Origin of the sequence: Pantoea sp. E2023-21, assembly GCF_051302795.1 — a bacterium.
GTDB lineage: Bacteria > Pseudomonadota > Gammaproteobacteria > Enterobacterales > Enterobacteriaceae > Pantoea > Pantoea ludwigii_A.
Map to the genome: position 1 here is coordinate 82356 of NZ_CP195346.1, position 24180 is coordinate 106535.

Genomic DNA, 24180 nt, shown 5'->3' on the forward strand with positions numbered 1-24180 from the left:
CAGAATGGTTCATCATCTCGTCCTTTAAAAATAAAAAAAACGGGCAGACAGGAATGCCGGCCCCCTGGAGTGATCATTCTGCGCAAAGTACCTCAGCCTGAGGGAACGATTTTTCTTTTCTCAGGGACAGAGGCCGTGAAGAGCCATACGGCGTTACGGGGAACGCGCCGGCGGCGATCAGCCAGGATTGCGAAGCGCGGGCAGAAGAAGCCGGGAGGCCTCGCCCGGATCCATGGAGAACCGCACGCCGAGCTGGCGGGTCACGTCCAGCGCGAACACCCGCGTGTACCACTCCGTCGACTTGGCGTCCCTGTGGCCCATCAGCGTCTGGATCACCTTCTGCGGCACCTGGTGCTGCACGAGGTGCATCGCAAACGAGTCCCTGAACGTCTTTGGCGTCACCGGGCGGATGGAGAAGGTGACGCCGTCCCGCGCTGCCGCCGCCACGGCCTTGCTTATCCAGCTGCGCGCCGTGTCCTCGCTGCTGATGTCCCACAGCCGGCTGGTGCCCGGCAGCTGCGCCGTCGCAAACCACTCCCTCAGGCGCTGCACGAACCCCGGATCGGTGAGCGGCACCGCGCGCGGCGGGTTCTCCTGAATTTCTTTCTCCGCGTCGCGCTCCGCCTGCTGCTCCTCCTTCGTCGGGCGGCCGCGCCGGCGGCTGCGGCTTTTCGCCGCCTCTTCCAGCCTGCGCTGCTTCAGCGTGCGCAGCACCACGAACGGAGATGATAGGGGGGCGCCGGTGAGCGGATCGTCGAGCGCGAAGTCGCCGCGCGTCAGCGGGAGGATCTCGTTGAGCCGCCCGCCGGTGTTCCACAGCGCGTCGATGAACAGCCGTTTGCGGAGATCGGTCACCTTTGACAGCAGCACGGCCACCTCGGGCGCCAGCAGGTAGCGGGGCATGTCGGTGCCGTACGCGGCGGCGAGGTTGCGCAGCGCCACGGCGCTTTCGTAGTCAAAGTAGCGCGCGGCGCCTGCATCGCCTGAAAAGTGACCGGCGGCGTCGCTGCGTGAAATCTGCGTCAGTTCGCGGGGTAAAGTGCCCAAACTTTCAGTCTCCATTGTCTGGCGGTGTGGAGCGTATTTTCCCCTGCCTGTCCAGTGAAAACCACGGGAATAAATCGATCCTCTGCGAATCCTCTTTGGATCGGTTTTCCGGCTTTTTTCCCGTACAGGGAGAATAACCTGGACGGCGCGAATTAAACAGCGGGGTGCCCGCGCGCCTCTTGGGCCCCGATCGGCGTGTAACCCGCTAATGCAGAAGGAAAGAGCGCAGAAAGGGCGGGGCAGGGGGCGTACCAGGCACTCTGCGCTGGGCACCTGGTCAGTGTGAGATAAAGGTAAAACAGTGAGCTCCAGGGGACAACGTGACAAAATCAGGCCACGTCAGGCGGGACGGACAAACGTTCAGCCCTAGCTTGATCGGTTAATTCAGGATAATCCGCCACCCGCGGGTGAGGTAATTGACCGGGATAAAGCAGTCCGTGACATGTACGACATGGTTCACGGGCGTTATGACGTCGAATGGCTCGCTTCACCTGCCGCCGGCGGTACAGTCGCGGTGCAGGGCGTCGGCGTCAGTGAATGCACGCAGATGGAAATTACCGTTATCTGTGACGTCATCTCGGTCGGGCTTCAGTACGCCGGCGTTCAGGGAAAAGTGCTGGAGGAGGCGGCGGCATAAATCGCAGGTGAAATCACGGAAACCCAGCTTAACGGGCTGCAGGAGCTACTGCAGGCGGTTAGCAGCGCGCAGGGGAAACAGGCCACTGCGACCGCGGTGTTCAATCTTTTGGCGGCTATCTGGAAGCTCACCGGGATCCGCCAGTTCCCTGGGGCGCTTGAGACGAACATGGCATGGTATAATTGGGTAATCATGGGCACCGTCATCTCCGCCCAGCTGGTTGCGCTTTTCGCCACGGACGGGGCGTCATTTATTGCTGGAGTCGTACTTCCGGGGCCTTCTTTGTGCAGCTCGGAATCGATGCAAACCACATGTCAGCCGCCTGCGGATGGGATTGAATGGATCTGCTGCGGCGGCAGCCATGGTGACAGGACGTCCTGAGGGGCCGCGAAATGTGGCCCTTTTGTAATACGCGCCGTTTAACAGGCATGACGGCAGTGCTATCTCATTCCTGAATCTCATTTTTTGCCCGCCGGCTAATCTGACCACCCTTTCGTCCGGCTTCGCGGGCGCGTTCTGGATCAAATCTGAAATTTCCCCCGCTTAGCTTTCCACCTTTACGGCCAGCTTCGGATGCTCGTTCACGGTCTGAAGCGAAATTACCTGCACCACCTCTGTAAGTCGTCATAATACTCTCCTAATGGATTTGTATTGAGTGCATAAAAATAATAGCTATCAGACACTGAACCGGAAAATAAAGAACAAGGCAATGACGCTTCGCTTAATACTTTTTAGGACTATTCCTAAGTTAAATGCATCAACATAAGCGTGATTCCATATCCCGAATTAGGCTTCGAGGCATATTTAAGCGTCATTACTGTTCTGGATCTCTCGTTTGTTACAGTAGTTACTCGTCAGGCTTGATTTAAGTCTGCATGTTATTCGCATACCGCTTTGCTACCGCTAAGGCAGTAGTTTTTCAAATCAAGTCTCAGACTGCATCTAGGAAAAAAAATACCCGCGCAGGGCGGGTGAAATTCGTTACAACGGAGATTTCTCCTTTTACTATAGAGCTCGACCGCTATAAAAAGTTAAATAACACATTGAAGAGATTGATTTGCAGAGTCCCCAGTCGTTGGTTTAAATCGGGTCAATTACCGGCTCCATTTTCAACCATATTCCAGATTTTAAGACGGATATTGACTCTTTTCTGATGGTCTGGTTCAGCTTCCAGTTTTCTGAAAAGGCCCCAAACTTCCGCTACTGTCTTATTTCGATTATCAAGAGGCGGGCCGTTAATGCTCTTGATGTCTTTCACCGGCGGGTTGTCAGCAGAGTGCTCTCTGATCCAGAAATTTTCATCATTCATCAATTCACCTTTCGTTATCAAACCGGTACCAAATCTTTCTTGTAAGACTAGTAATATAGGCTTATAAGGCAAGCGCAAGCGGGAGAGGTATTTGAAAGAAATCTCCCTGTTGTTGCCCTCACAATATTTTACGCTGATGACTATTAATTAGTATCACTGCTAATGACTGAAATATGGCCATTTTTTTCCAGGATGGCGAATTTTATCCTGGACAGGTCATCAATCCCCTGGCTTGTTCGCGCCGACACCATGATGTCATCCAGTGTGATCCCGGTTTTTTTCATTTTGTCTTCCATCGGCATGCCATATTCGACCAGGATCACCGCAGAGCCATCCAGCATATAATCAGCCCAGCGTGTTCTTTTCTTGATGAAGCCAAAAATAATATCCAGAACGATAAGTGTGATGATTGTAAGCGCGGCGCCAGTGACTGAAAAATCATCTCCCAGTAAGGCCTGCTGAGTCGCTTCACTTATTATTAGTAGAAGAATGAGATCAAATGATGTCATCTGGAGTAGCGCTCTCCGGCCCGCAATCCGGAATACCACTAAAAGAACGAGGTAGATCCCTGCCGCACGAAGTACCGTTTCCATTTCAAGCTCCTGTCATGGGTAGACAAGCTGAAAGAAAGATAAGGGCTTATTTCCGTCTACAGTGACGAAAGTTCGTCCTACGCCAGCTTTGCGGGGTTGCAAACCCAGCCAAATCGTCTGTTGCCGTGCGGGAATTAACAGATGATATTCCAGGATGAGCTTTCTCCCATCACTGAATGCACGAAAGGGCTGAGGGTGTAGCGTCAGCACCTCATAATTTTCCATAAAATCCCCCCCGAGTGAGATGCGGGACATTTCTGTGCCGGACGACAAATACGTTATCTTCATATCCATACCGCTGAGCACTCTGCCGAAGCGCTCATAGATAACCTGTGTGGTACCATCCCCGGCGCGACCCTCGCTGAAATAGCCTTTTGAGAAAACGCCGGCCATCCCTGAAAGAACAAAAATGATGAGGAAACCCGTTCCCCATCTTTTCAACCTGTCTTCAAAATTTATCCACCGTTGATCTTCATGAACGCGCTCCGGTCTATCGGCTTCTTTATTCTGATTCATCGTGGCTATCCCTTTAGTTAACTTCTGGCAGAAGTATAAGGCACTTAAAAACCTGGTAGGATAAGCTGCCTGATAACGTCTTCAAGGCATGACTCAGGGGATAATTTTCCTAACGATATCATGGGCGTAAGAACCGGAATATTTTCTACTTCTTTCGTCCTCTTAAATTGTAGAGCGGCTTACAGAAAGTGATAATCCGGACATATCTTCACTATCTTTAAAAACGATCTGAATAAATGCTGTGTGTCTCTATGTTTTTTTTAAACAAGAAGTTATAAATTAATCTGAACGTATACCAGGGCTAAAACAGGACACGAAAGTTTGATCGGACAGACACGTCAGAAGAGCCCGGGGCCGGAGCTCGCCACTTTCGCATGGGCTTTGCTGGTTTCTCTGCATATGCACCTTAAGGGAAACCTATGTTCAGAACTTCAGTAGCATCTGCACTCATGCGTAGGCTGGATAATTGCAGAAAACGTCCTTATATCTTAAATCACTTGCCGCTGAAATTGACTGGTTTATTACTGCAGAAAGATGCAAGGGCGGAGGGCTGTGACTGCAACGTTTAACCTAGATAATCGGGTCGTCCATTAATAATATTATTTCAGTATTATTTACCCGCTAGGCTTCATTTTTTTATCTTTCTGGCTTCGCTTATTCTAGCGCGCTGCTGGTGACCAAGTCTCAATATATACCGGTCGTTTGTCATAAGTCGGAATATATACCTATGCTTTAATTATCTGTATTCAGAGCAAAGGAGTATTTCAATGAGTAAGGCAAACGGCATTCCCGCTTCAGATACACATTCTCCTGCTGACGCTTATCCGGTTCCGCCTTTCGCACATCAGAAACAGCCTTTTCCCGGTCTGGCGGGTAAAATGAATCCGCGTCCCGATCACGGCGAAGCATCCTACAGGGGAAGCGGACGTCTTGCAGGAAGAAAGGCGCTCATCACGGGCGGGGACTCCGGTATCGGACGCGCAGTTGCCATTGCGTTTTCACGCGAAGGTGCTGACGTTGCCATCAACTATCTTCCTGCGGAAGAAGAAGATGCTCAGGAAGTGGTTGAACTGATCCGGGCAGAGAACGGTAAAGTTGTCGCGATCCCAGGCGACATCCGCGAAGAGTCTTTCTGTCAGCTGCTGGTCAGTCAGGCTGCCGGCGCGCTGGGTGGACTTGACATCCTCGTCAATAACGCTGGGCGTCAGCAGTTTTGCGGGTCGATAACCGATCTCAGCACCGAGGATTTTGACGCCACGTTCAAAACGAACGTCTACGCCATGTTCTGGATCACCAAAGCGTCGCTTGAATATCTCCCCCGTGGCGCATCGATAATTAACACCTCTTCCGTTCAGGCCTTCAAGCCCAGCGATATTCTCCTGGATTATTCCCAGACCAAGGCGGCTATCGTCGCCTTTACCAAATCACTTGCTAAACAGCTTGGCCAGAAAGGGATAAGGGTCAACGCCGTCGCGCCGGGCCCATACTGGACTGTCCTGCAGTGCTGTGGCGGACAGCCACAGGAAAAAATTGAAAAATTTGGCGCCTCTTCCCCGCTGGTCCGCCCGGGTCAGCCAGCCGAAATTGCCCCTCTTTACGTGACGCTGGCCTCCCCCGAAAGCAGTTATACCTCCGGTCAGGTCTGGTGTAGCGACGGTGGGACAGGAACGTTGTAATGGTTTTAAATTTTATCCACGGGTTCTCGGGCGGCTCAGTTAGGCTGCCTGAGCATTCCATCGATAACGGCGTGTATCCAGGCAGCCATGCCTCAGGCTTCAGCGGTATACCCTCCGCTCACAGCCCGGGGCCAGCAGGGATACCTCAGGAAGGACTGCAAAAATATGAAAGCCCTTACTTACCATGGCCCCCATAAAGTCAGCGTAGACACCATGCCTGATCCAGAGATCCAGGCTTCAGATGATATTATTCTTCGCGTAACCGCTACCGCAATCTGCGGCTCCGATCTTCATCTCTATCGGGGTAAAATTCCGGGAACCCATCATGGCGATATTTTCGGCCACGAATTTATGGGGGAGGTTGTCGAAGCCGGGACGGCGGTGACGTCTGTCAGCAAGGGGGACCGCGTGGTTATACCGTTTGTGATCGCTTGCGGCGACTGTTTTTTTTGCCACCTCAGCCAGTATGCAGCCTGCGAGAACACCAACAGCGGAAAAGGCGCGGCCCTCAATCGCAAGAATATTACCCCGCCGGCAGCGCTGTTTGGCTACAGCGATCTCTATGGTGGGATCCCTGGAGGGCAGGCGGAATATGTACGCGTGCCCAAAGCGAATACAGGTCCTTTTAAGGTGCCGGACACGCTGTCAGATGAAAAAGTTCTCTTCCTTTCGGATATCCTGCCAACGGCCTGGCAAGCGGTTAAAAATGCAGAGGTGAATAAAGGTTCAAGCGTTGCCATCTTTGGTGCAGGCCCAGTGGGGCTTTTAAGCGCAGCCTGCGCACGCCTCGAGGGCGCTGAACAGATATTTATGATTGATCACAACGATTACCGGCTGGCTTTTGCCCGGGATCGTTACGGCGTTATTCCCGTCAACTTTGACAAAGTGGACGATCCTGCGGCGTGGATAATCGAAAATACCCGCGGTAACCGTGGCGTGGATGCCGTTATCGATGCGGTGGGCTTTGAAGCGAAGGGAAGCATGACTGAAACCATCCTCACTAACCTGAAAATTGAAGGGAGCAGTGGCAAAGCGCTGCGTCAGTGTATTGCCGCGGTGCGCCGGGGCGGAACGGTAAGCGTGCCTGGCGTCTATGCAGGATTCATTCATGGCTTTCTGTTTGGCGACGCCTTTGATAAGGGATTAACCTTTAAGATGGGGCAAACGCACGTGCATGCTTACCTGCCGGATCTTCTTGCCCTGATTGAACAGGGACATCTTAAGCCTGAGGAGATCGTTACTCATCACCTTCCACTTGAGGATGCCGCCCGTGGGTATGAGATATTTGAGAAAAGGCAGGAAGAATGCCGGAAAGTGATACTCGTGCCGGGAATGCCTGCCGCCAGCGCAACGCTATGAATTGAACAGGAACGTCTCCCCGCTGCAGGTTTAGCGGGGACTTACCCTCTTATTCTGCTCCCCAGGTTAAGTTTGACGATGTCTATGTCAGGAGCCTACTTAATTAATCTCCGCGAATCAGAATGTTATTATTGGTATAAATGAAACCATTTTAAATCATTAATCATAAATTAACGAAGCGTGAGAAATTTGATGATTAACCACCTCTGATTTTTCGAAAAATTATTTGCACCTCCTGTATTGGTTGCTAATATTTACTCTACAGAACGCGCACCGGGCTGCTATCTGAAAAAGATGGTGTATTCAGGCTGGTGTTAAATTCTAACACGAAGAGGATATTATTATGACTCAGCATCGTGGCAATTCCGGCAACTTTGCCGAAGACCGTGAAAAAGCTTCTGAAGCCGGTAAAAAAGGCGGACAGCACCGTGGCGGTAACTTCCAGAACGACCGTGAAAAGGCTTCTGAAGCCGGTAAGAAAGGTGGACAGAACAGCCACCGCAGCTAGGCGGTAACGCAAGGGAATGCTGCACAGTGGCCCTTGGCTGCTAAACAAGAGCCTGCCTCACTGGATGGTGAGGCAGGCTTAAAATATTTACTGAAACACTTTTTCATCTTGCCTGCAATTTACAGGAATTGTATTTCCCACCACTTAAGATTATTCCTAATCAATTATTTTTTCCCTTTTTATCTTCCGCATTTCAAATAGTAATCTAAGATTTACCTTGATGCTAAATAATATTCAAACATGATGCCCCTACATCTACGGAGAACATTATGACGATTAAAACGCTGGAAGATTTATTTATTCATGATCTGTCAGATATCTACAGTGCTGAAAAGCAAATCACCCGTGCTCTGCCGAAAATGGCCAGAGCTGCCTCGGATGAAAAGCTGATTGCGGCGTTTGAGCAGCACCTTGAAGAAACCCGCGGACAGATTGAGCGAATCGATCAGCTGGTTGAGAGTACTGAAGGCGTGAAGATAAAACGCATGAAGTGTCATGCCTTAGAGGGCCTTGCAGAAGAAGCGCAGGAAATAATCGATTCGGTTGAGGCGGGACCCGTACGGGATGCCGGGCTGATAGGTGCCGCTCAGAAGGTTGAGCACTATGAAATTGCCACCTACGGGACGCTGCATGCACTGGCCACCAAGCTTGGATATAAGGAAGCGGCGCGCCTGCTGGCAGAAACGCTTAAGGAAGAAAAAGCGACTGACGAAAAGCTGACCATCATTGCGGACCAGCAATAGTCCGTCAGCGCCAGCATTTCCGCATTTCGCGCTTTCACGCTTGTAGCAATGACAACAAACGCTCGAAGCGCATACGAGAAGGGCTACGGTAAATAATCAGGTCCCAGGCCCTGAACCCGGTGTCAGTTTTGAACGGGGGACATAGTTAACCTGAGAGGTATTCCATGACGAATGAAGAGAACTATCTGGCCTGGGTGAAAGATGCCCATGCGATGGAAAAGCAGGCGGAAAGCATGCTTGAAAAAATGTCCGGCCGGCTTGAGCATTATCCAGACTTAAAGGCGCGTATCGATCAGCATATTGAAGAAACGCGTGAACAGCAGGCCCTCGTCCAGTCTGTTATTGAACGCTATGACACATCTAGCTCTACCCTTAAGGATGCGATGGGTAAACTGTCGGCTATGGGACAGGCTATGGGCGGCATGATGGCTGATGATGAAGTAGTAAAAGGCGCCATCAGCGGCTACGTTTTTGAGAACCTTGAAATCGGTAGCTATACGTCGCTCATTGCTGCCGCAAAACTTGTTGGTGATGCCGAGGGCGTACGCATCTTTACTCAAATCCGCGAGCAGGAGATTGCCATGGCCGAATGGTGCCTGCAGCACCTGCCTGACGTGACGGAGCAATTTATGATCCGCTCTGCCACGCCCGGTGTGGAAGCAAAAAAATAATCCTGTGTTCTTCTGCCCGCTCAAGGCGGGCATTTTTTCGTCCGTAACATACCGGTTAACAGGAGTGAGCAATGTTCAGACATGTAAAACAACTGCAGTACACGGTACGCGTTGCGGGGCCTAACCCGGGGCTCGCTAATTTATTACTTGAGCAGTTTGGCGGCCCTCAGGGCGAACTGGCCGCGGCATGCCGCTACTTTACTCAGGGGCTGAGCGATGAAGATCCTGGACGCAAGGACATGCTGATGGATATAGCCACGGAAGAACTGAGTCATCTGGAGATCATCGGTTCGCTGGTAGGTATGCTCAATAAGGGTGCAAAAGGTGACCTCGCTGAAGGCACGGAAAAAGAGGGCGATTTGTACAGAACCATTACCGGCAACGGTAATGACAGTCATCTGACCTCTCTGCTCTATGGTGGTGGCCCCGCCTTAACGAATTCTGCCGGCGTTCCCTGGACCGCCGCCTACGTCGATACCATTGGTGAAGTCACGGCCGACCTACGTTCCAACATTGCAGCAGAGGCGCGCGCCAAAATTCTGTATGAACGCCTCATCAATATGACCGACGATCCCGGGGTGAAGGACGCGCTGGGATTTCTGATGACCCGGGAAGTCGCGCATCAGATTTCCTTCGAAAAGGCGCTTTACTCCATTCAGAATAACTTCCCGCCAGGGAAACTCCCGCCGATTGAAAAATATGCCAGCGTCTATTACAACATGTCCGAAGGCGGTGAGTTCAGGGGAAGCTGGAACTCTGACGAAAACTTCACCTATGTAGCCGATCCATCACCCGCGGTAGATGGCGGCGACGGAACAGCAAGCGTCAAACTGCCCGCAGGGCAACAGGCAGCAGTTGAAGCGCTGGCGGCACGAACGGCTTCCGATCGGCAGGTAAATCCAGTAACGGGAACCGATTTAGGAGCCGTCCCGCCGATTGAAAATGAAGCCGCATCTCAGCGTCCTGTAAAAAAGCCGCCTAAAAAATAGAAGTGTGTTCTCCTACATGACTGATAAAGGATAATGAATGTTAAATTCCATCAGGTATTTTTTTAGCAGTCCTGAAAAGCTCCTTTCCGGTCTTTCACGAAGTGATATTGATGATCTGTACGAAGAGGGGGAACGCGTCATCATTAATGAAGATGGAGGTGCCTCAGTTAATACATTGTGCAGGGAGGTACAGGAAGATTTTGCCCGTCATGTCGCCACGCTTCGTAACATCTGTACAGGATATTTTCGCGGATGAAACGTTGGCTAAGGCGCAAAGATCATGTAAGGGATGCCGGAAAAGTGCCTGTATGATTATCTGAAGATTGGATGAGTAAACTTACTGAAGCTCAGTTTCAGCCTCCCTCGCCGGAGGTTTTTTTTTGCAAACAGTCTTAGACAGCGAGCACTTATAAAGGCAAGCACACATTTCCTGTGGTTATGAGCGAGTATGGCTAATCACGTTAGAATGCTTATCGGCAGCAAATTATCCGGTCAATTAACCGTATAGGGGATATTTTTTTCACTATGCCGGCTGCTGGAATGTTTATACTCGTCATTATCTCCTAATCACTGAAGCTTTAAAGATAAGTATGGGTAAAGATCATTCGGGGCTATGTGCATTGTCCTTCTTGCCAGAAAAGGCAGTAGCCTGGCACTAGCTTATCCGCTACATAACGGTTCGTAAATGCAGCTGAGTCTGGTTGATGAAATGGCATTTTACATGCAGTCTGGGATCAGCACGTTAGTGAATAATTTTTTCAGTCTGGTGTACAGGTTCAAAACGCTTGGAGACAGTTTTGCTGGCTGCTAACGGAATAATAAACCTGCTCAGATCATTGATTGCACAACTGAAAGCGGCTTTACGTGTATCACATTTCTCAACGGTCGCCATCTGGTGAAGTTCATTAAGGAGGTTTGGCAGGCTTAGACCGTTTTTTTCGCTAATAAGGATAAGCGTGGCTTCACCAATCAGATGATCAATCAGGCTTTGGCTAACTGGTTTAAACATTTCTACATACCCTGTTGTATAAAAATTCATTATTATTAACGTGTTAATAAAAAAGAGCCGCGCAAAAATGAATTTTATAAATACCTGTCTGCAAGCCAAGCCATCAGCAGAAAAAATATAGCGGCAGCAAAAAGTATAGCTTCAATGACATTTAATTTGATTGGTTACCTCATTAAAAAATTAAGAAAAAATGAAAGCTGAAAGCATAATTTTTAAAATTAATTTTGAAAGGGCATGATGCATAGTAAACAGGAGTTATACAAAAGTTGCATTCAATTGGCAAGTTTATCATGAGAGCAGCATCCTGTTAGATCTAACGTTAGTAAGGTGGTGAGACACAGCTTAGAGGCAGATTTTTCTGATAGCCCTGAATGCGATCGAAAAAACACATCGGCCTCAAAAAAGATGTTAACCCACCGCAGGCGATCAATCAGTATGAAGATGGTATGGCGGGTTCTGAAAATCTCAATGCCGGTCGCCAGTCCTATGGGTGCGTCATGAATTTCTCCGGGAAGCAGTATCACCCATGCTTTTTGTGGATAATCAGTTTTATAGCGGTGGTTCAGGCCGGGTGAGAGCGGTTCTTCCTCAACGAGAGACATGAGCTAATGGTTTAGCATGCATAGATTGGTTCTAAGCATGCCAATATTTCATTATACCTTCCGATATGGCGTCATAATAAATAAAGTGCTTTTTAAACAATGGGTTAATATCATTCAGGCTAAACCACTTATATCATTTTATTTTTAGTATGTTTTGTCAGAGATAGGCTTATTGGCAGGCCAGTGAGCAAAAAAACCGGTTATATCTGTCACTCATTCTCCTCCCGGCACTTCTGCTCTGGGACTGTCCCGAAGTATGTGTGAATAACCGGTGCGTCACTTTCTGCTAAAGCCACTAACCTTCTTACTTCATGTTGGTTTTGATTGGTGTCCAACTCGGAGGCGTTGTGCCGCTTCCTGCAAGACAGACTTTGTGGAGAGATCGCGAGATCTGGATTTCACCCTCTCAAGTTCATAGAGAATATTTTCATGGCTCACCGGAAGGCCTCTTTCAATTAAGTCACTTACCGCCTTACCAATAGCAAGCTCAATTAATTTATTACGTGCTTTCTGATCTGTGTTCATACTGTTCGTTCATGCCTGTCTTGAAAACTGATGTTTATAACGTTGTGGGGATTACCGAAACTCCTATAACCAAAAAAGTGTTATCTGCCGACAGCCGTTTCATCATGTCGTTTCGGTTTAAGCTGTTAATTATCTTATCTGGTGAAGTATTGCGTTTGTATCATAACGCGAATAATTTGCCTTGATCGATGATTATATAGCCATAAGCCGGTTGCTTACTGTCAAAACTAAATTTTAAGAAGTGTTAAATTATGACCATGTATTTTACATAGATGGGCCAAGTTGTAAATGAGCCGCGACGCAACTTTTAGGAATTAATTAACGTATTATTTAAATATTCCGTTCCGCTTTTTCACCAGACTAAGCATTACAGGGTAAAAGCAGACTTTCACAAAGCGGTTGTTCGCTCAGCTCCCTGCCGATTGAAATGTACTGGCAATACAGGTTTAAAATTCACGCTCAAGAGTTAGAACGAAAGGATAAAATTTGCTTCGCTTAAAGTGGGCTCAGAATAATCTTAATTAGAGTCAATTCAGTGATATTATATCAAGACTTTAATGCAGGGGCGTTAAGTATTGCTAATCTCTTTAAAGAGCTGACAGAGATAAGCAAAGCTGCAAAAAATCCAGCTCAAAAGTGCTTCCCTGTGTTGTCATTTATATGGCTCCCGCTCCGGCGGGATTTTTTTTAAAAAAATTCCAAAAAATCTTGCTACGGCGAAAGACGCTCCTCACTATTCCTTCAAAGGGATTTTTAAGAGAGCGAATGTTCTTAACTGCATGTATTTTCATGCTAAAAATGAAATTTATCCTGATTCAGAGCTGCAGAGTTACCCGTTTTCAAGAGTTCAGTAAACCCTGTAGTTCATTGATACTGAATAACGTTGCCTTTATGACCACTTCTTCACTATTACCTGAGAACATTTGTCGGGATGTCAGAACGCTGTCATCCTTAAGGCACCAGGCAAACCAGACTGTTCCCGCGGGTGTTCCATCAGCGCCACCTGCTGGACCGGCATAACCGCTCACGGCAATTCCGATATCGTCACCTGACAGACGCTTAGCTCCGCAGGCCATCTCTTTAACCGCAGCTTCGCTAACGGCTGAATGATGCCGTAGGGTTTCTTCCGTAACAGCAAGAACCCGGTGTTTTGCCTGGTCGGTATAAGTTATGAATCCACTGCTATAAAAAGCGCTGCTGTCTTTCACAGCGGCCAGCGCTGCGCCAACCCATCCGGACGTACAAGATTCTGCTGTAGTAATAGTCAGCCTTTTAGTTTTCAGCGTTGTACCTAATTTTTCGGCGGCAATCTTTAGTTGGTTATTCATAGCGTGAGTCCTGAATAATAATGATGCTTAAATTATATCTAGAAAAGCGCGAAGTTTACGATTACTGCAGGCATGTCGTACCACCCAGGAGATATTTTACCTCCTCCCGATTTAGTCCTGGTGCCGCCTAAAAATTATGCATTTCATTAAGTGTATCTGCTTTCATTAGCAAATGGTCACCTCTTCATTACAGCCTTTGCTTCGTTGTGTTGCAATGGTTCACAATCAACCTTGTTTACCCAGAGTTTGCCGGAATATTCACTAAAACCCACCTCAGCCATCAAACCGATACAGAGATACATCAGTTGCACCTCCAAACGCGCCTAAGTGGAGACATGCACTTGTTGACAAAGAACGTGAGAACGCAGACGAAGTTTCTTCTGAATTTTAAACCCATGTCTATGGCATACAGTTGAAAAACATTCTTTTAATTTCCCCTGGAAAGTTATCGGGAGGCTCCGGTTGCGGGTCTGCTTCGTTTACTACCAGAAGCCGAATGTAACCAACCTCTCCTGACTCATACCCATTGGCTATCCTTTATGTTCGCAGCATCCTTTAAGGGGAAAGTAACGATGAAAATGAAAACCAGTGACTTTTTTGTTCAGCGCCTGAAAGAGTGGGGCGTGACGCGCATTTACGGCTATCCTGGCGACGGCATTAATGGCGTACTTGGCGCTATTCAACGCGCCGATAAAAAAGGGGAGGGTATTGAGTTTATTCAGGTTCGCCATGAAGAAATGGCTGCGTTTATGGCTGCAGGCCATGCAAAATTTACCGGAGAGATTGGTGTTTGTTTGTCCACGGGAGGGCCCGGGGCAACCCATCTGTTGACGGGACTGTATGATGCAAAAATGGATCATGCCCCCGTATTAGCGATTGCTGGTCAGGCAGAATCAACCGCCCGAGGGGCGAGTTATCAGCAGGAAATGAATCTGGACCGGATTTTTTCAGATGTGGCTAATTTCGTGCAGGAAGCGGCGTCTCCCGCTCAGGTGCGTCATCTGATCGACCGGGGTGTGCGTATTGCTAAAGCGCAGAATGGTGTGGCTGTCCTCATCATCCCAAAAGATATCCAGGATGAAGAATGGCAGCCGCCACAACACCTCCATGGCTTTACGCATTCAGGAAGTGGTTATCAGCGCCCTAAAGTGATCCCCTATGAGGCCGATCTGGCGCGCGCAGCAGAGATACTGAACGCAGGTAAAAAGGTCGCGATCCTTATAGGTTCAGGCGCGCGGAATGCCGCGGTAGAAGTGGTACAGGCGGCAAATATCCTGTGTGCAGGCGTGGCCAAAGCCCTGCTCGGAAAAGATGTACTGCCGGACGATGCGCCTTTTATTACGGGCTCAATTGGTCTGCTGGGCACAAAACCGTCGTGGGAACTTATGCAAAACTGCGACACACTTCTCATGATCGGTAGCGGATTCCCCTGGACGGAGTTTCTGCCAGAAGAAGGCAAGGCGCGGGCCGTCCAGATTGATATCGATCCCGCCATGCTCGGACTGCGCTATCCCTGTGAGGTCAATCTCCATGGTGATGCAACAGAAACCCTTCGTGCATTATTGCCTTTGCTCACGCATAAAGAGGACCGCAGCTGGCAGGAGGATATCGCTGTGCAGGTTCAGGCTTGGTGGAAGCAGATGGAGGAACGTGCCCTTGCGCCGGCAAACCCTGTGAACCCTCAACGGGTAGTCTGGGAAATGTCACCGCTGCTACCTGACAATGCAATCGTGACGTCGGACTCAGGCTCCTGTGCTAACTGGTTCGCTCGCGACTATCGCGTTAAGCAGGGGCAACGTGCCACGCTTTCAGGCGGACTCGCCTGTATGGGAGCCGCGGTTCCTTATGCCATAGCGGCGAAGTTCGCACATCCAGAACGGCCGGTGGTTGCCCTGGTGGGGGATGGGGCCATGCAAATGAATAATATGGCGGAGCTGATCACTATACAGAAATACTGGAAGCAGTGGTCTGATGGGCGCCTCATTGTATGCGTATTCAATAATCAGGATCTGAATCAGGTGACGTGGGAGCAGCGCGTAATGGAGGGAAATCCCCGTTTTGATGCCACACAACAACTACCGGATGTAAAATATGCAGAATTTGCAGCCTCTCTGGGGCTGACAGGCATTTACGTTGATAACCCTGAGCAAATTGCCAGTGCATGGCAGCGCGCGTTGAGCGCAGATCGTCCGGTTGTCCTCGAAGTTAAAACTGATCCGGAAGTAGCACCGCTTCCGCCCCACATTACTTTTCAGCAGGCGAAAGCCTTTATGTCATCCATGGCAAAAGGTGACCGCGGGGCATCACAAGTGATAAAAGATACGGCCAGTCAGCTCTTTTCAAAGAAGAGTAATTAAGATACGTAGCATGTTCAGAAGCCAGGTCTCTGAACATGCTAATGCAGATACTTATTTTCTCCGTCATTCATGCTCGCTTGTCTCCACCAAGCCTTCCTCACGCTCCAGGATCTCAATAATTATGAATCAGTCCCACATTCGCGTCATCTCCGATCCTCTATTAGGGTTAAAGAATGACAATGTTGAAGGGAAAGACGATGACTCAGGAATTAATGACCAATGAGCTGGAACTGCTGGATAAATACTGGCGCGCTGCGAACTATCTTTCGGTGGGGCAAATTTATCTGATGAGCAACCCGCTGTTGCGTTCCCCCCTTCTGCCTGAGCACATTAAACCCAGATTGCTGGGGCATTGGGGAACCACCCCTGGTCTGAACTTCATCTACGCCCATCTGAACCGAATTATCCGTCAGCGCGATCTGAATTTGCTGTATGTCTGTGGACCGGGCCACGGTGGGCCCGGGATGGTAGCAAACACCTGGCTTGAGGGAAGCTACAGTGAAGTTTACCCCCACATCAGTGAAGACGAAGCCGGAATGCAGCGTCTTTTCAAACAGTTTTCTTTCCCCGGCGGTATACCCAGTCATGCAGCGCCTGAGACTCCAGGCTCCATTAATGAGGGGGGAGAGCTGGGATATTCGCTGTCACATGCTTTCGGAGCGGCTTTCGATCACCCAGACCTTATCGTGCCCTGTGTTATAGGCGACGGAGAAGCAGAAACCGGCCCGCTGGCGGCTAGCTGGCACGGTATTAAGTTCCTCAATGCCAGGCGTGATGGGGCTGTATTACCCATTCTGCATCTTAACGGTTATAAAATCGCCAACCCCACCATCCTTGGACGCAGCAGTGATGAGGACCTGAAGCAACTCTTCAGCGGCTATGGCTATGAACCACTATTTGTCTGCGGCCATGAACCTGCCGATATGCACAGGCAAATGGCAAAGGCGCTGGATCTGGCTTTCACAAGCATTGCTGAATTTCAGGATCAAGCGCGCGACGGGAGTGCAACTGCGGCCGTTCCCCGATGGCCCATGATTGTCTTGCGCAGTCCTAAAGGATGGACCGGGCCGCAGGAAGTTGATGGAAAAAAAGTGGAGGACTTCTGGCGCGCGCATCAGGTACCCGTTGCTGCGTGCAGGGAGGACGAATCGCATCGTCTGATACTTGAAAAATGGATGCGCAGTTATCAGCCAGAGGAATTGTTCGACATTAGTGGCAGGCTTAAACCCGAGCTGCGGGCGCTTGTACCCGTGGGCAACAAACGTATGGGATCGTCTCCTTATGCAAATGGAGGGCGTCTGCGACGCGAGCTCAGGACTCCCGACATCCATGATTTTGCGCTTGAGATTGGTCAACCCGGTAGCACCAGTGGTCAGGCGACTGAACAGTTTGGCCGTTATCTTAGCGAGATTTTCAGACGCAACCACGATAACTTTCGCCTGTTTGGCCCGGATGAAACGGCTTCAAACCGACTCTCACCGGTCTTCGATGTCACAGACCGTACCTGGATGGAATCTCTCAAAGATTATGATGAACAACTAGGCCGTAATGGACGGGTGATGGAAATTCTTAGTGAACATCAGTGTCAGGGATGGCTCGAAGGTTACCTGCTTACTGGCCGCCACGGACTGTTTAACTGCTATGAAGCCTTTATCCATATTGTGGATTCAATGTTTAATCAGCACGCGAAATGGCTTAAAGTGGCGCGCAAACTGGGCTGGCGGAAGCCTGTTTCATCGCTCAATTACCTGCTCTCTTCCCATGTCTGGCGACAGGATCACAACGGTTACAGCCATCAGGACCCGGGTTTTATCGATCATGTTGCCAATAAAAAAGCCGACATAGTACGAATTTATCTTCCGCCGGATGCCAATACTCTCCTGTGGGTGGGTGATCATTGTCTGCGTACCTGGGACCGCATCAATGTGATTGTTGCCGGTAAGCAGCCTTCACCTCAGTGGCTGGATATGGACAGCGCGATTGCTCATTGTGAAGCCGGAATGGGAGTATGGGAATGGGCCAGCAGCGCGGGTGAACCCGATGTCATTATGGCGTGTGCTGGCGATGTACCAACAATGGAAACGTTGGCAGCAGTCGATTTATTACGCGCCTATCTGCCTGACTTACGCATTCGCGTTGTGAATGTCGTTGATCTGCTTGCAATGCAAACACAGGAACAACATCCACATGGCAAATCCGAGGCTGAATTTGATGCCTTATTTACCTGCGAAAAGCCGGTGATCTTTGCTTTCCACGGTTACCCCAGCTTAATTCACCGACTCACTTATCAGCGTAACAATCATCAAAACTTCCATGTGCATGGGTTCAATGAAGAAGGGACTACCACCACACCTTTCGATATGACCGTTCTGAACGAACTGGATCGCTATCATCTGGCACAGGCAGCGATAATTCATGTGCCGGGACTGGCTGACCGCCATCCAGAACTGCTTGACGATCTTCAGGAACGTATTGCGGAACATCATCGGTACGTTCGGGAGAATGGGGACGACATGCCTGATGTAAAAAATTGGGTATGGGCAGGGAATGAATAGATTAATTGGAAGAGACGTCTCCACATACATATAAGGGGTATAACTCACAGTCTGTGATTATGCCTCTATACTTTTATTTATTAATAATTCAAGGTAGGCAAAATTACGAGCTTGAAGATACATGGCATGTTATGTATTCTGATTATTATCAGAGGGTTAGTGGTGTTTGCAAAATAATCATCATGTTAATGTGAAATTGTTAATGATTCATATTTTTTTCAACTGCAAAAAAAAATGAGTAGCCTAAAACAGATAATTCATTGTGTACATTAAAACTTGAAGCCTTCCTTGTTAACATTCTTGATGCCTTTAGTTTAAATTTTTAGCCTAAAAGGTGGTTTGGAATATAATTGATAGAAATTCACAGATAGCACTCTATTAACCATTCCCGTTACACATAAAATCGTCACCATCTAAAAGTGGTTTTTAGGCATTTCACCTAATATTTTTGGTGCTTTTGATGCATTTGGTAATAATACTATAAATAAACATGCTATATATTCATTCTTAATTTTTAGTGCTGTTTTTTAGGTTGTTAATTAATTGTCGCATTATAGTCCGGGCAGCCCAAATATCAATCTAAATAACATCATATTTAATTGTCTTCCGTTCGAAAACTCACGCAGCTTACAGTTACAGATTGTAATACACTCTCTGGTTCATATTACTGTATGCATGTAACTGTCTAATATGACATTCACTCATCATGTAATTTGCTCACTTCCACAAGTTACTTTGGACCGTAAATGCATGAAAATTCCAATCCTCCTTTCCTCAGGTTCAGCTAAAGATATCGGTGCTGCCATTTTTGCCGGTGATTTGACATCACTTGAAGCCACGGAATGGTATCTCAGCCGTATTGATCTGCATAATCAGGGAGGTGCTGAAATTAACGCCGTCAGAAGCGTTTCGCTAACGGCACGTGAAGAAGCAATGCGTGCTGATCTTGAGCTGGCACAGGGGCGTTCAAGAGGTCCTTTACACGGTGTTCCATATCTTATTAAGGATAACGCCTTCACTACCGACGGCTGCTTTGCTTCTGCAGGAGCAAGTGCATTGAGTGAGTTTCTTCCACCTTATGAGGCGACCGTTGTAACTCGCCTGAGAGAAGCGGGTGCTGTCCTGCTGGGAAAAACCAACCTGACCGAGTTTGCTGATTTTGTGTCTGACATCATGCCATCCGAATACAGCGGTGCAGGGGGGCGGGTCCGAAATCCACTGGGCACGCTGTATGGTCGCGGGCAGGGATCCAGCATTGGTTCAGCTGCTGCAGTTTCAGCAGGATTCTGCGCATTTGCCATCGGTTCTGAAACGCAGAATTCGCTTCAGACACCCGCAGTACACAGTTCAGTTGTTGGCTTTAAGCCAAGTGTTGGTCGTGTCAGCCGCTATGGTTTTATTCCTCTGGTTCCCAGCCAGGATTCTCCGGGGCCCCTAACACGCACAGTGCGCGACGCACAACTGGTTTATGAGGCGATAGCAGGTACTGATGTGAAGGATACGGCGACGCTGAAAGAATTTGCCGCAGAAAGGCACGCCGACACTCTATTAAACGGGTTAAGGATAGGTGTACCGAGACGCGCGATAGCCGACAATATGATATCTGAAAGCAGCCAGCATGCTTTTAACCGGCTGCTGAAATCTTTGTCACAGGCAGGCGCCACTATTGTTGACCCCTGTGACCTGCCTTCTGCTGAGCAGCTGCAGGAGGTCCGTTCCTGTGTTTTTCGTGTGGAATTTCGTGAGAGCCTGAACATACTGCTGAAGGCACTTTCACCCTGCGGCATGACTTCCCTGAAAGACATTATTGCCTGGAATAAGAAGCACCCGGAAAGTATCCCTTATGGGCAGTCATTACTTGAAGTAGCGGATTCTGCGCCCGAAATTCACTCGCGAGAATATATCCGCGATCGGCGACATGATCTTGTTTTAAGCCTCGATGCAGGTATCAGTGCGGCACTGAAGTCAGGCCAGGCTGATGTTCTCCTCTCTCCTATGTCCGCTGCGGCTAAATGCACAGGTAAAGCCGGGGCTCCTGTGGTTGCGGTTCCGGCAGGGGAAGATGCTGAGGGGCTGGCCTTTGGTATTACGGTATATGCCGAGCCGGGCCAGGATAATAAAGTGCTTCGGGTCGCAGGGTTGATTGAAGGTGTGGTGGGAGCGCGAATTATACCCGAGCTGAATAGATCCTGATCGTCTAAAGTCTCTGACTGGTAGTCATTTTCTGATGGGAGCGCCGCCGGTTAAATTCACGAGTATCGGTTCAACAAAACGAAAGGGCTGCCCTCTGGCAGCCCTTTTCATTGATTTAATTTCAACATGCTTTATTTGATCAGGCGTGCGGTCATATGAACCTGATTTCCTGCGTAGGCTCCAGTGATGCTGTAGCCTGCGCCAGCCATTTTTGCTTTAGCGGCGATTTGAGCTTCTGCTCCGTCGAGAGTGGAGGCCGTAGCAGTGATGGTTTGTGCGAAGCTGGCAGTCGAAATCAGAGAAAGAGCGATAACGGCAGCGATAGTTTTGATGGTTTTCATGGTCAGTTCCTGAGAGTTATTTTTGAATTTAAGAGACGTTGTGTCTCGATGGGATGCATATTAGGCATTCTGGCTTACGATGAAAATCGCATAAATATGCTGAAGTAAATCAAAAAAACTGACAAAGAAAACACCATGGATCATAGGTGACGATTCACTGAAGAGGCAAACTTAACTGTCCACTAAAATGAGACGATGATTACACCTAAACGTCATTGATGGTCTTTTTTGTTTACGTTAATTTTGCTCCATCGGCAGCGAATACTCGCTCCTCATAGTCACTTTTGGAGAAGACCATCATGATCGAATTAAGACTCTCAGACACTCGCGGACTAGGCGACCACGGCTGGTTACACTCACGCCATACTTTTTCATTTGCAAATTACTGGGATCCAAAGCAGACCGGATTTTCTGACCTTCTTGTTATCAATGACGATCGGGTATCCGGTGGGCGTGGTTTCGGTGCGCATCCGCACAGCAACATGGAAATTATCTCTTATGTGCTGGATGGAGCGCTGGCCCACAAGGATTCCATGGAGACAGGTTCCGCTATCGTCCCGGGAGATGTTCAGCTTATGAGCGCAGGCTCCGGGGTGACCCACAGCGAGTTCAACAATTCAAAAGAAGCAGGGGTCCATTTTCTGCAAATCTGGGTCGTCCCTGCTGAGAAGGGTACTGCACCGGGCTATCAGCAGGTGAGTATTGCAGAGGAGGAGAAACGCGGTCAGTTCAGACTCATCATTTCACCAGATGGAGAGGATGCATCACTCAAAATAAAACAGGACGTGCGCATTTTTGCCGGACTGTTTGATGGTGATGAGCTTCAGACATTTACTCTGCCTGAAAACCGATATGCTTACATTCATGTCGCTAAGGGCAGTATTACGGTGAACGGTATCACTTTCAGTGAAGGGGACGGAGCACGAGTGCGTAATGAAACCGAACTGACATTCTCTGACGGAAAGGAGGCTGAAGTGCTCCTGTTTGACCTGCGTCCGGTAGAGGTTAACCATCCGACGCGATAAGTAAAAAAAGACCGGCTGAGCAGCCGGTCAAATCCCTTAGTATTTTTTTAACAGCCATAAAGTGATGTGTGGCTGTTTTTTTATGACCGGCCTTATGGACCGGCTGCTTTATGCTTAAGTTATGTAATCTAACGACACCTGCAAGCCGGTAGCTCTACTCAGGTGCAATCAGATATCGCGCGACGGGCATTTCTTCACCCTGATGAAAGACATAAACGCGGGTCTGTATTTTCTGGTCGTTCATGGTGTAGCGCTCAAGCTGGCGCAGATGTTCCATCCAGGAACCCACGACGAACGTTTCAACGAAGATGCCCGGCTGGAGAATATCCTCATAAACCGCCCAGTTGATGGCTCCGCCGCGACGACGCACACGGCGCATGTCTTGCATGCAGACCGTAAAGTCTTGAGCATCTTGCTGAAGTATCTGATATTCATAGCTCACCCTGACCGGTCCACGATCGTGATGAATATCCAGTGCCGAGACAGTCTCACCTGTTTCACTGATGTCCAGATTCAGGTCGGGATCTTTATCAAGACGCCAGCGCAATACGGTGAGACAGGCAAGTACCATCCCCACTGTGGCGACGCACAGCGACACCGGAATGCTGAAGCGCGAAGCAAGCTGTCCCCAGACTGCGCTGCCTACGGTCATTGAACCAAAGAAAACCGTCAGATAAACCGCCAGTGCGCGCGCTTTAACCCACTTGGCCGCGCTGCGCTGCGCGCCCAGGTTGAGCGTGGAAAGCACAGCTATCCAGGCAAAGCCTGTGAAAAACTCGAAGGCGTTAAGCAGCCAGAAGTGACGGATAAATGCCAGCGCAAGCATTGTCGCGGCGAAGAGCAGGCTTGCCAGTACCATCAGCCGATCGGCATTAAACCGCTTACGCAGGAGGGGCAGCAGCACGGCACCGCAAATAGCACCGACGCCGATAAAGGCCAGCATGATGCCATACCCTCCCGGCCCCAGTCCCAGCTCCCGACGGGCAACCAGTGGGAGGAGCGCCCACCCGGCACTGCCGAACACAAAGAAAGCCACAGTACGCACCAGTACGTTACGCAGCACCGGAGCAGCATGAACGTACCGGACGCCCGCCCGCACGGCTGAGAAGAAGTGCTCCGGCGGGAGACGCTGCACGCTGGGTGCTTCCTTCCAGCGATAGAGCACCCACGCTACGCCCAGCACAGATAGCGCATTCAGCATGAACACCATCCACGGCCCGGCAAACGACAGGATCAGACCACCCAGCGCCGGACCGATGGCGCGACTGATATTGATACCCAGCGAGTTCAGTGCAATGGCGGGACCCAGTTCACTTTTGTCGACCAAATCGGGCACGATGGCCTGGAATGGCGGTGAGCTCATGGCAGCGCCTGCACTCATCAGGAAGGCGGCAATCAGCAGCACCAGTGGCGTGACGTGTCCGGTATAGGAGAGGACCGTCAGGCCCGCCGCAGCGATAAACACCCAAAGCTGAGAGAACAGCAGATATTTTCGCCTGTCGATAATGTCTGCCAGTACGCCGGAGGGCAGGGCAAACAGGAACATCGGCAGGCTGGCGGCCGCCTGCACCATCGCGACGTTCAGCGGATCGGCGCTGAGCGTCAGCATGGTCCAGTTAACGCCAACATCATTCATCCAGGAACCGATGTTGGACACCACTGTCGCAATCCACAACATGCGGAACACCGGCTGCTGCAGGGGTTGCCAGGGTGAGACCGATGCGGCAGGGGCGGGAGTATTTTCCGCATCCTGCGTCACGTCATTAATATCATTAACCTGCGCCATGGCGTACCCCTCTTTGCCTGCCGGCACCGATGCGCCACTGTCCCGGCCCGGTGATGGCCAGCGTGGTAAAGATAATTAACAGCAACCAGCCAAACTGGCCTTCTGCGATGCTCCAGTCCGGATGCACAAACACCATCGCAACCAGCAATACACCGATAATCGGCAGACAGGCTAACCGGGTGAAGACGCCAGCCAGAATGAAAATCGGACAGACGACCTCTGCAAAAATAGCCGGAATCAGGCTTATGTAGGGACCGAGGCCGAATGGATCCTCGATGCGCGTCAGTTCTTCGCTGAAGTGAAACACTTTTGGCAGGCCGTGCACGTGCAGTAACAGCAGGCAGCCAGTGAGTCGCAGGAAGAACAACCCCGCATCAATGCGGGGCGGCTGAGAGAATAGACTCTTCATGT

23 protein-coding genes are annotated in these 24180 nt (G+C 49.7%); 12 read left to right on the top strand and 11 right to left on the bottom strand.

Annotation, left to right across the window (positions count from 1 at the left end):
* Positions 1 to 177 precede the first annotated feature (177 nt).
* Entirely contained in the window at positions 178 to 1047 is an 870-nt protein-coding gene (locus ACRQ84_RS23175) for a tyrosine-type recombinase/integrase (protein ID WP_483818535.1), read from the bottom strand.
* Between the two features lie 442 nt (positions 1048 to 1489).
* Between ACRQ84_RS23175 and ACRQ84_RS23180 the strand changes: the two genes are divergently transcribed.
* On the top strand, positions 1490 to 1684 hold the full coding sequence (locus ACRQ84_RS23180; RefSeq protein ID WP_483818536.1) for a hypothetical protein: 195 nt from the start codon (positions 1490 to 1492) through the stop codon (positions 1682 to 1684).
* Between the two features lie 445 nt (positions 1685 to 2129).
* Here ACRQ84_RS23180 and ACRQ84_RS23185 read toward each other — a convergent pair whose 3' ends face one another.
* The 4 genes from ACRQ84_RS23185 to ACRQ84_RS23200 form a co-directional block, all read right to left on the bottom strand.
* Positions 2130 to 2312 carry a con-10 family general stress protein gene (locus tag ACRQ84_RS23185; protein WP_483818537.1) on the bottom strand — a complete coding sequence of 61 codons (183 nt, stop codon included), beginning with the start codon at positions 2310 to 2312 and terminating at the stop codon, positions 2130 to 2132.
* Between the two features lie 462 nt (positions 2313 to 2774).
* On the bottom strand, positions 2775 to 2993 hold the full coding sequence (locus tag ACRQ84_RS23190) for a hypothetical protein (RefSeq protein WP_483818538.1): 219 nt from the start codon (positions 2991 to 2993) through the stop codon (positions 2775 to 2777).
* Positions 2994 to 3136: 143 nt separating this feature from the next.
* Entirely contained in the window at positions 3137 to 3586 is a 450-nt protein-coding gene (locus ACRQ84_RS23195) for a DUF421 domain-containing protein (protein ID WP_483818539.1), read from the bottom strand.
* Positions 3587 to 3598: 12 nt separating this feature from the next.
* Positions 3599 to 4102, bottom strand: a complete 504-nt coding sequence (locus tag ACRQ84_RS23200; protein ID WP_483818540.1) for a hypothetical protein — start codon at positions 4100 to 4102, stop codon at positions 3599 to 3601.
* 767 nt (positions 4103 to 4869) lie between these two features.
* On the opposite strand from ACRQ84_RS23200, the gene ACRQ84_RS23205 reads away from it, so the two are divergent.
* The 7 genes from ACRQ84_RS23205 to ACRQ84_RS23235 all read left to right on the top strand — a co-directional run bounded on the left by ACRQ84_RS23205 (position 4870) and on the right by ACRQ84_RS23235 (position 10304).
* Entirely contained in the window at positions 4870 to 5778 is a 909-nt protein-coding gene (locus ACRQ84_RS23205; RefSeq protein WP_483818541.1) for an SDR family oxidoreductase, read from the top strand.
* 165 nt (positions 5779 to 5943) lie between these two features.
* The gene (locus ACRQ84_RS23210; RefSeq protein WP_483818542.1) at positions 5944 to 7137 is read left to right on the top strand and encodes a zinc-dependent alcohol dehydrogenase; all 1194 of its coding nucleotides are present in this window, start codon (positions 5944 to 5946) and stop codon (positions 7135 to 7137) included.
* 343 nt (positions 7138 to 7480) lie between these two features.
* The gene (locus ACRQ84_RS23215) at positions 7481 to 7645 is read left to right on the top strand and encodes a con-10 family general stress protein (protein WP_323275964.1); all 165 of its coding nucleotides are present in this window, start codon (positions 7481 to 7483) and stop codon (positions 7643 to 7645) included.
* Positions 7646 to 7914: 269 nt separating this feature from the next.
* Positions 7915 to 8388: a YciE/YciF ferroxidase family protein gene (locus ACRQ84_RS23220; RefSeq protein ID WP_483818543.1), complete on the top strand. Its 474-nt coding sequence runs from the start codon at positions 7915 to 7917 to the stop codon at positions 8386 to 8388.
* Between the two features lie 164 nt (positions 8389 to 8552).
* The gene (locus ACRQ84_RS23225) at positions 8553 to 9059 is read left to right on the top strand and encodes a ferritin-like domain-containing protein (protein WP_400459584.1); all 507 of its coding nucleotides are present in this window, start codon (positions 8553 to 8555) and stop codon (positions 9057 to 9059) included.
* 71 nt (positions 9060 to 9130) lie between these two features.
* On the top strand, positions 9131 to 10048 hold the full coding sequence (locus ACRQ84_RS23230) for a manganese catalase family protein (protein WP_483818544.1): 918 nt from the start codon (positions 9131 to 9133) through the stop codon (positions 10046 to 10048).
* Between the two features lie 37 nt (positions 10049 to 10085).
* Entirely contained in the window at positions 10086 to 10304 is a 219-nt protein-coding gene (locus tag ACRQ84_RS23235) for a hypothetical protein (RefSeq protein WP_483818545.1), read from the top strand.
* 486 nt (positions 10305 to 10790) lie between these two features.
* Here ACRQ84_RS23235 and ACRQ84_RS23240 read toward each other — a convergent pair whose 3' ends face one another.
* From ACRQ84_RS23240 to ACRQ84_RS23250, 3 genes are all read right to left on the bottom strand, one after another.
* Positions 10791 to 11057 carry a hypothetical protein gene (locus ACRQ84_RS23240; RefSeq protein WP_483818546.1) on the bottom strand — a complete coding sequence of 89 codons (267 nt, stop codon included), beginning with the start codon at positions 11055 to 11057 and terminating at the stop codon, positions 10791 to 10793.
* Positions 11058 to 11968: 911 nt separating this feature from the next.
* On the bottom strand, positions 11969 to 12184 hold the full coding sequence (locus ACRQ84_RS23245) for a hypothetical protein (RefSeq protein WP_483818547.1): 216 nt from the start codon (positions 12182 to 12184) through the stop codon (positions 11969 to 11971).
* Positions 12185 to 13023: 839 nt separating this feature from the next.
* Complete coding sequence (locus ACRQ84_RS23250; RefSeq protein WP_483818548.1) at positions 13024 to 13512, bottom strand: CinA family protein; 489 nt, start codon at positions 13510 to 13512, stop codon at positions 13024 to 13026.
* 572 nt (positions 13513 to 14084) lie between these two features.
* Here ACRQ84_RS23250 and ACRQ84_RS23255 point away from each other — a divergent pair.
* The 3 genes from ACRQ84_RS23255 to ACRQ84_RS23265 all read left to right on the top strand — a co-directional run bounded on the left by ACRQ84_RS23255 (position 14085) and on the right by ACRQ84_RS23265 (position 20617).
* Entirely contained in the window at positions 14085 to 15869 is a 1785-nt protein-coding gene (locus ACRQ84_RS23255; RefSeq protein ID WP_483818549.1) for a thiamine pyrophosphate-requiring protein, read from the top strand.
* Between the two features lie 197 nt (positions 15870 to 16066).
* Positions 16067 to 18424 carry a phosphoketolase family protein gene (locus ACRQ84_RS23260; protein WP_483818550.1) on the top strand — a complete coding sequence of 786 codons (2358 nt, stop codon included), beginning with the start codon at positions 16067 to 16069 and terminating at the stop codon, positions 18422 to 18424.
* Between the two features lie 750 nt (positions 18425 to 19174).
* Positions 19175 to 20617: an amidase family protein gene (locus ACRQ84_RS23265; RefSeq protein ID WP_483818551.1), complete on the top strand. Its 1443-nt coding sequence runs from the start codon at positions 19175 to 19177 to the stop codon at positions 20615 to 20617.
* A 131-nt stretch (positions 20618 to 20748) separates the two neighbouring features.
* On the opposite strand, the gene ACRQ84_RS23270 is transcribed toward ACRQ84_RS23265, so the two are convergent.
* Positions 20749 to 20958 carry a YdgH/BhsA/McbA-like domain containing protein gene (locus ACRQ84_RS23270; protein ID WP_483818552.1) on the bottom strand — a complete coding sequence of 70 codons (210 nt, stop codon included), beginning with the start codon at positions 20956 to 20958 and terminating at the stop codon, positions 20749 to 20751.
* Between the two features lie 299 nt (positions 20959 to 21257).
* Between ACRQ84_RS23270 and ACRQ84_RS23275 the strand changes: the two genes are divergently transcribed.
* Positions 21258 to 21983, top strand: coding sequence for a pirin family protein (locus ACRQ84_RS23275; RefSeq protein WP_483818553.1), 726 nt, complete (start codon positions 21258 to 21260; stop codon positions 21981 to 21983).
* 154 nt (positions 21984 to 22137) lie between these two features.
* Here ACRQ84_RS23275 and ACRQ84_RS23280 read toward each other — a convergent pair whose 3' ends face one another.
* Positions 22138 to 23769 (bottom strand): MFS transporter, encoded by a 1632-nt coding sequence (locus ACRQ84_RS23280; RefSeq protein WP_483818554.1) that lies wholly within the window; start codon positions 23767 to 23769, stop codon positions 22138 to 22140.
* On the bottom strand, positions 23756 to 24178 hold the full coding sequence (locus ACRQ84_RS23285) for a DoxX family protein (protein ID WP_483818555.1): 423 nt from the start codon (positions 24176 to 24178) through the stop codon (positions 23756 to 23758). The genes ACRQ84_RS23280 and ACRQ84_RS23285 overlap by 14 nt, the downstream gene beginning before the upstream one ends.
* Positions 24179 to 24180: the final 2 nt, after the last annotated feature.